Source organism: Streptomyces sp. NPDC000594, from assembly GCF_040299965.1.
Lineage (GTDB): Bacteria > Actinomycetota > Actinomycetes > Streptomycetales > Streptomycetaceae > Streptomyces.
The window spans coordinates 156,336-169,484 of record NZ_JBEPCY010000006.1; the positions used below are offsets into that span (position 1 = coordinate 156,336).

A 13,149-nucleotide genomic window follows, 5' to 3' on the forward strand; every position below is an offset into this window, starting at 1 on the left:
CATTAACAATGGAATAAAGAACGGACAATCACCCGCCCGCCCGATTTATCCCCTCCGGGAGGCGATCGGGGGACGGCCGCCCGCCAGGGACCCGGGAATCGTTCGGGGCCCGCTCGGCGCCCGCCCGGGAATCGATCGATGGGCGCGATATATATGCCTTGAATACGTAATGAGAGTGGAATGAGCGGTAAACGAGGAAATAGGGTCCTTCGCTATCGCGCGGCGCGGGCGAGGCTCCGGTGTTCACTCGGACGGACCCCACGGGTCCGCTTGAAGGCGACACTGAGCGCGTACGCGTTGGAGTAGCCGACCTGGCGGGAGACCGCGTCCACGGTGGCATCGGTCGCCGCCAGCAGATCGGCGGCCCGGCAGATCCGCCACTCGGTCAGATACGCCATGGGCGACTGGCCCACCACCTCGCTGAAGCGATGGGCGAAGCGGGCGCGCGACGCGCCGACGGCGGCGGCGAGGGACGCCACCGTCCAGCCCCGGGCCGGATCGCCGTGCATCAGCCGCAGCGCCCGGCCGACCATCGCGTCACCATGGGCCCGGTACCAGGCGGGGGCGGCCGGGCCGGACCGCTCGAACCACTCGCGCAGGGTGGTCACCAGCAGCAGATCCAGCAGCCGGTCGAGGATCACCTGCTGGCCGGGGACATCCCGGCGCAGCTCCTGCGCGATCATCTCCAGCGGCGGGCAGCTCTGCGGCCCGTCGGGGACCAGGGCGATCCGGGGCAGCGCGGCGAGGACCCGCTCCGAGACACTGCTCCGCACCTGGTAGACGCCCTTGAGCAGCACGGTGGAGCCGGTTTCGGCGCAGGGGTCGAGGGGCAGGGGGGCGCACATCCCGGTGGTGTCGACGAAGGGCCGTCCGTCCGGGCCGGTGCACTGCGCCCCGTCGCAGACAGCGAGGGCGGGGGTGGTGGGCCCGTCGGCGACGGTGTACGGCTCCGGGCCGGTGACCAGGGCGACATCGCCGGGCGCGAGCCGGACGGGATCGCCCCCCTCGGAGCCGCCGGCACCCCCGGCACCCCCGGGTCCGCCGGGGAAGACCCAGGCGGTGCCGCTGAAGACGGTGAACAGGGCGAGCGGGGTGCGGTCCTCGAACCGCAGCGCCCAGGGCGACACCAGCGCCGACTGGTCGAAGAGGGCACCCTGGGGGCGGACGCCGTTCAGCAGGCCGGAGAGTGCGTCGTCCATAGGGGTGATCGTAGTCCCGGGTCCGGTACCGGGTTCGGGACCGGACCCGGGGTCCGGCTCCGGTCCGGCTCCGGGTCCGGCTCCGGGGTCCGATCGGGTGGAACGAGACGATCGGACATCGATACGAGAGTGACAGCCATCGCCCGTATCGCCACCCGGCCGGTTCACTGATCACCATGACAACGAACGAAGCCCCTTCCTCCACCTCCTCTCCTTCCTCCGCCGCCGCTCCCGTGCTGGTACTCGGCGGGACCGGCAAGACCGGCCGCCGGGTCGCCGCCCAACTGGCCGCGCGCGGGGTCACCCCCCGGATCGCCTCCCGCAACCCCGGCCCGGAGGGCATCCGCTTCGACTGGTCGGACCCCGACACCTGGGGCCCCGCGCTCGCGGGCGTCCGCGCCGTCTATGTCGTGGACTCCCAGGGCCCGGACGCCGCCGAGGAGGTACGGGCCTTCGGCCGCGCCGCCGCCGGGGCCGGGGTGGAGCGGCTGGTGCTGCTCTCCGCCCGGGTCTGGGTGGAGCTGCCCGACCCCGACGGCACCCTGCTCGCGGTCGAGCGGGCCGTCCAGGACTCGGGGCTCGACTGGACGATGCTGCGGCCGTCGTGGTTCTCGCAGAACTTCCACGAGGCCGAGTGGATGGCCGTCCCGCTGCTGACCGACGGCGATCTCAGGATCCCCACCGGCGAGGGACGGGAGCCCTTCGTCGACCTGGAGGACCTGGCGGAGGTGGCCGCCCTGGCGCTGACGGAGGACGGCCACGCCGGGCGGGCGTACGACCTCACGGGGCCGGTGGCGCTCACCATGCGGGAGGTGGCGGAGGCGATCTCCCTCGCCTCGGGGCGCACGCTGACGTACACCCCGGTCACGGCCGACGAGTACCGCGCGGAGCAGGCCGCCCGCGCCGTCCCGGAGCACCTCACCGAGCTGCTCATCGGCATCTTCGGGCATATCGCCGTGGACGGCAGCGCGACGATCGGGGACGGGGTACGGGAGGCGCTGGGCCGGGACGCGCGGCCGTTCTCCGCGTACACGGACCGTACGGACTTCTCCGCGCCGTCGCTCGGGTGAGGCGGCGCGGCGGCCGGCGGACACACCGAGGCGGCCGGGACCGGGGGAGCTGGGACCCGCAGCTCAGCCCGTACCACCCGTACCACCCGGACCGCTGCCGGAGGGCGCCCCGGTCCCGTCCTCCGGCCCGTCCGGCAGGCGGACCAGACGGAAGATCCTGATCCGGCGTTCCACCCGGGCCTGGTAGACGGCGAAGGGCGGCCAGAAGGCCAGCGCCCGCGCCCAGACCTCGTCCCGTTCGGCGCCCTCCAGCAGCCGGGCGCGGACCCGGAACTCCCGGCCCCGCCAGCTCATCCCCGCCTCCGGGTGGGCGAGCAGGTTGGCGGTCCAGGCGGGGTGCTGGGGACGGCCGAAGTTGGAGCCGATCAGGATCCAGCTGCCGTCCCGCTCCGGCATACAGGCCAGCGGGTTGGTCCGGGGCAGCCCGCTCCGGGCCCCCCGGGAGGTGATCACCGCCCCCGGCAGCGCCCGGGCGCTCGGCAGCACCCGGCCCCGGGTCAGCCGGTGCACCCAGCGGTCGACGGCGGGGACGACATGGGGGCCGACGCGGGCGAAGAGGGGCGAGGAGGAGACGGAGCGGACCAGCCGCAGGGTGAGCCCGGTCATCGGAGCGCCTCCCCGTACGCGGCGGCTTCGGGCACCGCAGGGGTCACAGGCACCGCCGGGGTCAAAGACACCGCAGGGGCCACGGGCTCCACTGACCCCACCGGCTCCACCGGCTCCACGGCGAACAGCCCCGCCCGGTCGGCGGCGTGCGCGCGCAGCAGATGGACGGGGCCGAAGAGGATGTCGTCGCCCGCCGCGCGCTTGAAGTACAGCTGGGCCTCGTGTTCCCAGGTGAAGCCGATGCCGCCATGGAGCTGGACCGCCTCGGCGGTCACCGTGCGGGCCGCCTCCAGGCACTCGGCCAGCGCCAGGGCGGCACCGTCCGGCTCCCGGGCCGCGTAGTACGCCGCCGAGCGGGCGGCCCGGACCCGTACATGGAGATCGGCGAGCCGGTGGCGTACCGCCTGGAAGGAGCCGATGGGGCGGCCGAACTGCTCGCGCCGGCGGACGTACTCCACCGTCCGCTCCAGCGCGCTCGCGGCGGTCCCGGTGGCCTCGGCGGCGAGCAGGGCGGCGAGGCGGGTGCCCACGGCGGCGAGGGCGGCGGTTACGCCGGTGTCGTCCCCGCTCCCGTCCCCGAGGAGGTCGGCGGGGGTGTCGCGGAACTCGGTCCTGGCCTGGGGTCTGGTCTCGTCCAGCGCGGTGAGGCGGGTACGGGTCAGCCCGGGGGCGTCGCCCCGTACCAGGAAGAGCGCGGTCCGCCCGCGCGGGTAGCCTCCCGTGCGGGCGGCGACCAGCAGCAGCCCGGCGGTGTGTCCGTCGAGCACCCGGGTGGCCTCCCCGTAGAGCAGCCAGCCGCCGTCGGGCGCCCGCCGGGCCTGCACACCGCCGGTCCGGCCGCCGCCCGCCCAGTCGCCCGGGGCGTTGTCGCGGGTCAGACCGAGTGCGACGGGAAGCCCCGGGCCGGGGACGGCCAGCGTGGCGATCAGCTCGCCGCGCGCGGCCCGGGGCAGCAGCCCGGCCCGCTGGCCGGGGGTGCCGAGGGCGTCGACGAGGGGGACGGCGAGCCCGGCGGTGGCGAGCAGCGGCGAGGGGGCGAGGGCGCGGCCGGTCTCCTCGCAGACCGCCGCGAGTTCGGGCAGCGGACGCCCGAGCCCGCCGTGGTCCTCGGGGACGGTGAGCCCCACGGCCCCCAGCTCCCCGGCGAGCCGCCGCCACAGCGCCGGGTCGTACCCGTCGGGGGTGAGGACGGCGCCCCGCACCCGGTCGGGCCCGCTCTCGGCACCGAGCAGGGCGCGCACGGTCCGGCCGATCTCCCGCGCGGGGGCGCCCGGGTCGGGCGCGGTGTCGTTCATGAACACCTCCGGAACTGACGGATCGTCATGTTAGAAGCCCCCGCGCCGGATGCCCAGACCCGGGACACCCCGGCCGCACGCCGCCGCCACCGGGGGCACGGGAGGGGCACGGGAGGGTCGGCACCCGCACCGGGAAAGGCCGAGGGGCGGAGGGCGCCCCGGACGTCCACCCGGGGCCGGTCCGACCCGGGGTCCGTCCTCAATCGCCGGACGGGCTGATCCCGCCTCACCCCCACCCCCACCACCCGGGCGGGTTCCGGGCGCAGGGCGGGTTCCGTGCGAGGCCATCTGATGCACCGGCAGATCCATGTCCCCGGTACCGCACGCCCCGGACGTCCACCCGGAGCCGGTCCGACCCGGGGTCCGTCCTCAATCACCGGACGGGCTGATTCCGCTCACCCCCGCCCCCACCACCCGGGCGGGTTCCGGGCGCGGGACGGGTTCCGTGCGAGGCCATCTGATGCACCGGCAGATCCATGTCCCCGGCACCGCGCGCCCCGGACGTCCACCCGGAGCCGGTCCGACCCGGGGTCCGTCCTCAATCACCGGACGGGCTGATTCCGCTCACCCCCGCCCCCATCACCCGGGCGAGTTCCGGGCGCAGGGCGGGTTCCGTGCGAGGCCATCTGATGCACCGACAGATCCATGTCCCCGGCACCGCGCGCCCCGGACGTCCACCCGGGGTCGGTCCGACCCGGGGTCCGCCCTCAATCGCCGGACGGGCTGATCCCGCCTCGCCCTCGCCCCCACCACCCGGGCGGGTTTCAGGCGCGGGACGGGTTCCGTGCGGGGTCATCTGATGTACCGTCAGATTCATGTCCCCGGTACCGCGCGCCCCGCGCAAAGTCGCCGTCGCCGGTGTCGCCCTCGCCGACTGCGGCCGGAGCGTCCGGCCCGGGGTCACCCCCTGGGCCCTGCACGCCCAGGCGGCGCGGCGGGCGGTCGCCGACTCCGGGCTCGACCGGTCGGTGATCGACGGCCTCGGCTCCGCCGGGCTCGGCACGCTGGCCCCCGTCGAGGTGGCCGAGTATCTGGGGCTGCGCCCCCGCTGGGTGGACTCCACCTCCGTCGGCGGCGCCACCTGGGAGGTCATGGCCGCGCACGCCGCCGACGCCATCGCCGCCGGGCGGGCCCGCGCCGTTCTGCTGGTGTACGGCTCCACCGCCCGCTCCGACATCCGCGCGGGGCGCCGTACCGCCAACCTCTCCTTCGGCGCCCGGGGCCCGCTGCAGTTCGAAGTGGCGTACGGGCACACGCTGATCGCCAAGTACGCGATGGCCGCCCGCCGCCATATGCACACCTACGGCACCACCCCGGAGCAGCTCGCCTCCGTCGCGGTCCAGACCCGGGCGCATGCCGCCCGTAACCCGGAGGCGATGTACCGGGCGCCGGTCACCGTGGACGAGGTGCTCTCCGGGCCGATGATCGCGGACCCGTTCACCAAGCTGCACTGCTGCATCCGCAGCGACGGCGGCTGCGCGGTGCTGCTCGTCGCCGAGGAGCTGGTGCCGGAACTGGCCCGGCCCCCGGTGTGGGTGCTGGGGACCGGGGAGCATGTCTCCCACACCACGATGTCCGAGTGGGAGGACTTCACCGTCTCCCCGGCGGCGGTCTCGGGCCGGCTCGCCTTCGAACGGGCCGGTCTCACCCCCGGCGAGATGGATATCGCCGAGATCTACGACGCCTTCACCTATATGACCCTGGTGACCCTGGAGGACCTGGGCTTCTGCGCCAAGGGCGAGGGCGGCGCGTTTGTCTCCGACGGACGGATCGGCCCCGGCGGGGCGCTCCCCGTGAACACCGACGGAGGCGGTCTCTCCGCCTGCCACCCCGGGATGCGGGGCCTCTTCCTCCTGGTCGAGGCGGTCCGCCAACTCCGTGGCGACGCGGGCCCCCACCAGACCCACCGCCCCGACGGCACCCTCCCCCGCCTGGCGGTCGCCTCGGGGACGGGCGGCTGGTTCTGCTCCTCGGGAACGGTGGTTCTGGGTACGGGGTAGTTCCGCGCGATCACCCCGGGGCCGGCCACCGTACACACGGGTCACCGCACGGACAGGCCACCGCACGGGCAAGGTCACAGATACGCCGACTCGGTCCGCCCCGTGAAGGCACCGCCCACCTGGCCCGCGAGCCACTCGATACGGGCCCGGTGGCTCAACGACGCGACATGCACATGCACGGTGTGATCACCGGAGGGCTCGCTCTGATAGAGGTCGCGGCAGTTCAGGGAGAGCGTGAGGTACGCGTGCTTCTGCGAGACACGGTCCAGTCCGGCGCCGGGGACCTCGGGCCACCCCGCCAGGTCCCAGCGGATCGCGGCGCATTCGGCACCCATCGCCTCGATGAACGGCTCGACCCGGTCCAGCGGACGGCTCCAGTCCAGCACCTGGAGGGGCAGATGGGCGGCCGGGTCCTCGCCCGTCTCCCAGGACGCCCGCCGCCCGCCCGCCTCGGACGACCACTCCAGCCCGGGGAGCACCTCGCGTACCCGCTCCAGCGTCCCCGGTGTCCGGATCAGCGCCTCCAGGTCCACCTCCGGCGGATCCTCCGCGATCTCCAGCAGGGTACGGACGGCGCGCATCGCCTCGTCCGGATCGGGCGTCGTCAGCACGGCGGCGGCCAGGGAGTTGCTCATCCGGGGACGGTAAGGGCGACTTCCGGCCGGCGGCAAACCCTCAAGGAGCAGGCGCCTCGGCCATCGCTGCGGGCCCCTGGGCTGCCGACGGCCGGCCCCGGCGCGGCCTACCCCTCCTCCGGGATCACCCGCTCCACCAGCTCCGTCAGGAGATCCGTCCCCTCCGCGCCCGGCAGCACCCCCGGCAGGGTCAGCCGCTCCACCGTCAGCCAGCTCGCCGCCAGGTGGATCATGCGGACGGCGTCGGCGTCCCCGGGGAGCCCGGAGGCGAGGTGGTTCTCGACATTGAGCCGCATGTCCTCGCGGACCTGCTCGGTCAGGAGCGCGCGCAGGGCGGGGCGGCGGGTGGCCTCCAGGCGGAGTTCCATCAGGGCGAGATAGCCGGTGGGGAAGGCGGCGACCCGGTCCACCGCCTCCCGTACCAGGGCCGCCAGATCCGCCCGCGATGTGCGGCCCGCGAGCAGCGCCCCGGCCGTCGCCTCGTCGGGGCGCAGCCGCTCGTACACCCGGGCACCGGCCTGGTTGAGGAGGTCGTCGCGGTTGGCGAAGTAGTTGGAGGCGGTTCCCTTGGGGACATCGGCCTCCTCGTCGACGGCACGGAAGGTGAGCCCGCGCGCGCCGTCCCGGGCCAGTACCTCGATGGCCGCGTCGACCAGGGCCGCCCGTCGCGCCAGGTTCTGCCGCATGCGTAACCGCTCCGTTTCCCGTTCCCGTTCCCCGTGCTCCGGCGCCCCTGACGGACCCGGGCCGGCCGGGCCCGTTCATCCGGCCCGACGCGGCCACTATAGGCGGAGCACTACATGCGGAGTGGTGTTCACTGGGCGCATGAGCCATGACACCCCGCCCACGGCACGCGATCCGTTCCACGCCCATGAGGCGTTCACCGCGCTCCTGCGCGAGCAGCGGGTCTGGGACATCGATCTGCCGTCGTTCGACCCGGCCACCGCCCCCGCCGATCCGCTGCCGCTCTTCCACGCGTGGTTCGCGGAGGCGGTCGCCGCCGGGCAGCCCGAGCCGCACACGATGACCCTGGCCACCGTGGACGAGGACGGCCACCCGGATGTCCGTACGCTGATGCTGCACGACGCCGACGCCGGGGGCTGGCACTTCGCGTCCCACTCCACCAGCGCCAAGGGCCGCCAGCTCGCGGCCCGTCCGGAGGCGGCGATCGGCTTCTACTGGCCCGCGCTGGCCCGGCAGATCCGGCTGCGCGGACCGGTGACGGCCGCGTCCCCCGAGGAGAGCCGCGCCGATCTGCGGGCCCGCTCCACCGGCGCGCTCGCCGCCGCGCTCACCGGCCGCCAGAGCGAGGTCCTGCCCGACCCGGAGAGCCTGGCGCACGCCTCGGCCGCCGCCTGGAGCCGCGCCCAGGAGGACCCGGACGCCCCCGCGCCCACCTGGACCCGGTATGTCCTGGCCCCGCGCGAGGCCGAGTTCTTCCAGGGCGACGCCTGGCGCCGCCATGTCCGGCTCCGCTACCGCCGCGAGGGTACGGGCCGCTGGGCGCGGGAGCTGCTCTGGCCCTGAGGGGGTCCAGGACGGAGAGGGTGACTTGTACCCTCCGGGCATGGACACCCATCCCCGTACGCCCCAACTTCCGCCCCTGGTGCTGCGGCTGAGACCGGCCGGCAGTCTCGGCATCCAGGACGGGGCCCTCGTCCTGACCCGCCCCGGAACCCGGACACGGATACCCCTGAAGGCCATCGAGACGGTCACCGTCGACCCCGACGGGCAGGCCCTGGAGATCGTGCTGACCCCCGGGGACACCGCGCCCGGCACCGTCTACCGCTGCGGGAGCCGCAATACGGCAGCGGTGGCGACCTTCGCCGAAACGGTCAACTCCGCCCTGCCCCTGCGGGATCCGGACGCCCCCCGGACCCACGGCGACGCCCTGGTCGAGACGGAACGCGTCTCCGGCAGCCCGGGTCCACGGGATCTGCACTGGCTGGCCCGCCTGGCGGCCGTGGTCCTGGTCTTCGGAGCGGGGGCGACGCTGGTGCATCTGAGAGGGCCGCACGAGGAGAGCGCGCTCCTCTGGCTTCTCGGCATCATCCCGCTCGGGATCTCCTGGGCCGCGTCCGAGCTGATCGGCCAGCTCTGGCTGCGACTGCGGCTGCGGAACCGGGGCATCACCGTGATGGGCGCGGTACGCGAGTACGTCAGCGGGCCCGGCGCGGGATACCGGTACCGCTTCACCGATCTGCGGGGTACGGAGCACACCGCCCCGCTCGGCTATGAACTGGGCCGGTTCGAGAAGGGGCCGGAGACGATGGCGGTCACCTATGACCCCGACCGGCCGGACCGCGCCGCGACCGTCCTCCCGGTGGCGAAGGTGGTCGGCAAGGTGGCCACGGTGGTCCTCCTGGGCCTGCCCGCCTTCGCCCTCACCGGCTACGCGTACGGGTACCAGCTGGTCGCGGCCCTGTTCCTGTAATCCTGGCGCGGGCGCGGCTCAGCACACCGCCCGGTACCGCTCCCCCGGTGCCGCCTCCTGCCACCGCGCCGGGCTCATCGGCCCGCCCGCGATCCGGCAGAGCGCGGCCTTCCAGTGGTCCGCCCCGACCAGCAGGGAGAGCAGCTCCCCGCGCCGGGCGACGAGCAGCCGCCCGGGCGCCGCGCCGAACGCGAGCGCGTTGCCGCCGCCCGGGCGCAACTTCGGTACGACGATCCGCCGCCGCAGCTCCGGGTCCCACAGGACCAGACCACCGCTGCCGGTCACCGAGACGACCGTGCGCCCGTCCGGGGCGACCGTGACACCGACGATCTGCTCCCCCGCGTCCGGCGCCGCCGCGACCGGCTTCCGGGTGCGCGGGTCCCATAGCACCACCGCCGGGTTGCCCTGGCCGATGCCACCGGTGAGCAGCATCCCGTCCGGGCGGAAGGCGACAGCTCCCGCTCTCGGCAGCCGCTTGCCGAGCTTCTTTCCCGTCCGGGTGGACCACAGCTGGACCGGCTGCTGGCTACCGCCGACCGCGATGACCGAGCCGTCCGGGCTGACCGCGTGGCGCCTGGGCTTCCCCGTGTCGATGTCCGGCCCGTAGCGGTGGCCGCGCCGCCAGGTCCGTGTGTGCCACTCGTACACGGAGAAGCTGTTCTCCTCACCCAGGTGGAGCAGCCACCCGTCCGGGGAGAACGCGAGTGTGGCGGGCGCGGTCCTCGGTGCGGACGCCCCTCCGCTGACGAGTCGCTTCACCCGCCGCCCGTCGGCCACATCGTGCACATCGACGTAGACCTGCCGCTTGATCCCCTCGCCCTCCACCATGGCCACCGCCAGCGACTTCCCGTCCGGGGAGAGAGCGGCGAGGTATCCGTGGGACGCCGGGCGCACGGTCCTGACCGGCCGCCCGTTCGATGCGCGCACCACCCGGACGGTTCCGTCGGTCGCGGGGAGGGCGGCCAGGTCGGCGCGTACGGCGACGGAGAGGGAGTCGCCCACCGCACCCGGCACCGCACGGCGGGTACGGAGGTTGCCTCCTTCCGGCCCGTGGTCGAAGAGGGTGACCGTGCCCATCGAGGTCGCCGCCGCCACCAGCCGTCCACGGGGGCCGAGGCCGATGATGTGCCCCGGAAGCAGACCGTGCGAACGCCCGGTGCGGACCGAGTAGAGGGTGTACGAGGAGGACTCGACCAAAGCGTTGGTGCCGACGGCCAGCAGGCGCCCGTCACCGCTCAACCGGAGTGAGGGGTCGGACTCCAGGTTCCCCGGCCCGATGACCTTGCCGACACGTCGGCGCTCCCGCAGGTCCCACACCTCGTACCGCCCCCGCCGGTCGACGCCCGAGGCCAGGGCGTACCGGCCGTCGGGGGTCACGGCCTGGCCCGCCAGATCCTTGCCGAGCGTCCATGCGACCTTCCCCGTACGGCGGTCCACGACCCGGAGGGTGCCTGCGTCGTTCATCAGGAGAGAGCCGTCCGAAGCGGCTCCCACCAGCACCATGCTGCGGGGAAGCCGGACGGCGGGCACGGAGCCGAGGAATGGGTGCACGGATTCTCCACCTCCGGCCGCGACCTCCCTGCCCCGCGCACCGTCGATCAGCCTGTCGCCCACGACGGACCGGACGACCCGGCCGGTGGCGACATCCACCTGGGTGACCATTTCGGTTCCGGTGTCCGCATAAGGGTCGACCAGCAGGGACCGGCCGTCCTCGGTCAGTTCGGCGCGCATGAAGAGGCCGACCCCGCCGAAGAGGCTGAGGTCCACCCGGTGCCGGGGACGGAGGGTACGGGTGTCCACAAAGACTGCCTCGACCCCCTGCCGCACGGCCAGCACCCGGCCGTCGGCGCTCAGGTCGCCGCCCTCCCGGTGCGTCATGCGGGCGCCCTTCACGGTCCCCCGGGAGCGCATCGTCCGGGTGTCCCACACCTCGACCGTGTCGTCCTCACGCCAGACGATCAGCAGCCGCTCGTCCCGGCTGAGCGTCAGATGCTCGATCCCGGCCCGGCGCGCCGGGAGCACCCCCCGGACCCTGTCGAAGCGGTCGACCCCGCGCAGCAGGGCCGCCCGCGTCTCGGCGGAGTCGTCCAGGGTGTACGCGGCGGCGCTCAGCAGCGCCGCCTCCCGGATGTCGCCCGGCGCCTGTTCGTCGGCCGCCTTCGCCAGCCGCTGGGAGTCGGTCCGGCGGCGCTCCTCCCGGGCGGCGGTCTCGCTGGAGACCACCAGCCCGGCGAGGGTCGCCATCGCCACCCCGGCGGCGACCGCCGTGACCCGCAGCCGGACCGCACGCAGCCGGGCGGCGCGGTGGCTCGACGCGAGGAAGTCCCGCTGGAGGTCGGTGAGGCCCGCCCGGAACTCCGGGTCCACCGGCTCCCGCCGCCGCCACGCCCGCGCGACCAGCAGCTCATGGCCGCGCAGCAGCAGTCCGGCGCTGCGGCCCGCGCCGTGCCACTCGTGGGCGCGGAGCCCGATCCGGGTGTGGAAGGCGACCCAGCGATGGCGTGCCTCCACGAACGCGCCGATGCGCGCGACCCCGTCCTCGAACCGCTCGGGCGCGGACATCCTCAGCAGCTGGTACTCGGTGAGGCTGTCCCAGCCGTGTTGGCGCAGCGCCCCGCTGGCGCCGGTCTCCAGCGCCGGATCGATGATCACCGGCAGGATCCGTTTGCGCAGCTCGACGGCGCGTTCGCACTCGGCCCAGCAGTACTTGGAGCGCAGCGCGTCCTCGCTGAGCAGCACCACCATGGCGTCGCAGCTGCGGATGGCCTCGTCGATGCTCTCCCGCCACTGGACGGAGGGCTCGATGCCGAGCCAGTCCACCCAGACCTCGCGGATCCGGTCGGACAGCGCGCGCTGGATCCGTTCGGCGACGACGCTGTCCCGGCGGGAGTAGCTGACGAAGACCTTGCCGCTGCGGAGCGGCGCGGGGCCCTCCTCGGTGGCGTCGGCCAGCTCCTCGAAGACCTTCCCGGCCTCCGCGCCCCGGACCACGGCCTCCCGGAGCGCGGCGGCGGTCCCGCCCGCGACGACCCCGGCGCCGGCGGCGATGAGGATCAAGTACGGCCGGTCCAGCGCCACGCCGAACAGGCTCCCCGCGATCTGCCCGTCCAGCCAGCGGATCGCGTCCTCGGCCCGCTGCTGCCCGTCCACGAGCGAACCGGTGCGCCGACCGATCGGTACGGCGGCGAACCGTACGTACCAGGCGGCGAACGCGAAGGCGGCACCCCCGGCGAGCGCGCACCCGGCGACGAACACCTCCGGCCGCGCGGCGGGGGTCCACGCCTCCCGCTCGGGCCGCCACCGCCTTCCCGGGGGTACGAGGGTGAGCGCACCCACCCACGCGAGCAGCACGGCGACCCGTACGAGGTCCACGGCGACGGCCCCGAGCACGGAGAACCCGCCGAGGAACAGCCACGACTGGGCCCCGAGCACCCCGCCGACCAGGACCAGCACCACCAGCCGCTCGGGGTCGGCCAGCACCCGCCAGCTCCGGACGACCCGGGCCTTGCCCCGGGCCCCGTCCCGGTGCTGGGCCCAGGTCCACAGCGGCGCCGCCCGGACGAAGACGGCGGCGGGCACGATGACACCCGCGACGGCGGCCCACACCCCGACGAGCGGCACGGCCACCGCCCACCCGACCAGGCACGCCCCGACCCACGCGATACGCCTGCGCACCCGCCAGGGCCGCTCGACGGTCGTCTCCCCCATAGCTGACTCCCCCGTACGGGCGGCCTGTTGGTCCGGCCGCGCCTGGGGCCATGTTCGATGCGGCGGCGCGGTTACCTCAAGCGGTCGCCGGGAATCGCCCGGGGATGGGACGACTCGCCTTGCGCGCGGGCGCGCGGGTCGGGACGATCACGGGATGTCGGTGTCGCTGTCCCCGCCCAGGCGACGGGGGTGATCCGTACCA

General features: G+C 74.6%; 10 protein-coding genes. 4 read left to right on the forward strand and 6 right to left on the reverse strand.

What is annotated here, in order from left to right:
• Positions 1–212 precede the first annotated feature (212 nt).
• The gene (locus tag ABT354_RS11920) at positions 213–1,199 is read right to left on the reverse strand and encodes an AraC family transcriptional regulator (protein ID WP_351492257.1); all 987 of its coding nucleotides are present in this window, start codon (positions 1,197–1,199) and stop codon (positions 213–215) included.
• 176 nt (positions 1,200–1,375) lie between these two features.
• On the opposite strand from ABT354_RS11920, the gene ABT354_RS11925 reads away from it, so the two are divergent.
• Positions 1,376–2,269 (forward strand): NAD(P)H-binding protein, encoded by an 894-nt coding sequence (locus ABT354_RS11925; protein ID WP_351492259.1) that lies wholly within the window; start codon positions 1,376–1,378, stop codon positions 2,267–2,269.
• Positions 2,270–2,332: 63 nt separating this feature from the next.
• On the opposite strand, the gene ABT354_RS11930 is transcribed toward ABT354_RS11925, so the two are convergent.
• Complete coding sequence (locus ABT354_RS11930; protein ID WP_351492261.1) at positions 2,333–2,875, reverse strand: nitroreductase family deazaflavin-dependent oxidoreductase; 543 nt, start codon at positions 2,873–2,875, stop codon at positions 2,333–2,335.
• The gene (locus tag ABT354_RS11935; RefSeq protein WP_351492263.1) at positions 2,872–4,170 is read right to left on the reverse strand and encodes an acyl-CoA dehydrogenase family protein; all 1,299 of its coding nucleotides are present in this window, start codon (positions 4,168–4,170) and stop codon (positions 2,872–2,874) included. The genes ABT354_RS11930 and ABT354_RS11935 overlap by 4 nt, the downstream gene beginning before the upstream one ends.
• A gap of 815 nt (positions 4,171–4,985) precedes the next feature.
• On the opposite strand from ABT354_RS11935, the gene ABT354_RS11940 reads away from it, so the two are divergent.
• On the forward strand, positions 4,986–6,170 hold the full coding sequence (locus tag ABT354_RS11940; RefSeq protein WP_351492265.1) for a thiolase C-terminal domain-containing protein: 1,185 nt from the start codon (positions 4,986–4,988) through the stop codon (positions 6,168–6,170).
• Between the two features lie 74 nt (positions 6,171–6,244).
• On the opposite strand, the gene ABT354_RS11945 is transcribed toward ABT354_RS11940, so the two are convergent.
• Together ABT354_RS11945 and ABT354_RS11950 are read right to left on the reverse strand one after the other, a co-directional pair.
• Positions 6,245–6,805, reverse strand: a complete 561-nt coding sequence (locus tag ABT354_RS11945) for a hypothetical protein (RefSeq protein WP_351492267.1) — start codon at positions 6,803–6,805, stop codon at positions 6,245–6,247.
• A gap of 107 nt (positions 6,806–6,912) precedes the next feature.
• A complete protein-coding gene (locus tag ABT354_RS11950; protein ID WP_351492269.1) occupies positions 6,913–7,491 on the reverse strand; it encodes a TetR/AcrR family transcriptional regulator in 579 nt (192 codons plus the stop codon).
• Positions 7,492–7,630: 139 nt separating this feature from the next.
• On the opposite strand from ABT354_RS11950, the gene ABT354_RS11955 reads away from it, so the two are divergent.
• Together ABT354_RS11955 and ABT354_RS11960 are read left to right on the forward strand one after the other, a co-directional pair.
• Positions 7,631–8,332: a pyridoxine/pyridoxamine 5'-phosphate oxidase gene (locus tag ABT354_RS11955; RefSeq protein WP_351492271.1), complete on the forward strand. Its 702-nt coding sequence runs from the start codon at positions 7,631–7,633 to the stop codon at positions 8,330–8,332.
• A 40-nt stretch (positions 8,333–8,372) separates the two neighbouring features.
• Entirely contained in the window at positions 8,373–9,239 is an 867-nt protein-coding gene (locus ABT354_RS11960) for a hypothetical protein (protein WP_351492273.1), read from the forward strand.
• Between the two features lie 18 nt (positions 9,240–9,257).
• Here the strand turns inward: ABT354_RS11960 and ABT354_RS11965 are convergent, their stop codons facing one another.
• The gene (locus ABT354_RS11965) at positions 9,258–12,947 is read right to left on the reverse strand and encodes a TIR domain-containing protein (protein ID WP_351492275.1); all 3,690 of its coding nucleotides are present in this window, start codon (positions 12,945–12,947) and stop codon (positions 9,258–9,260) included.
• Positions 12,948–13,149: the final 202 nt, after the last annotated feature.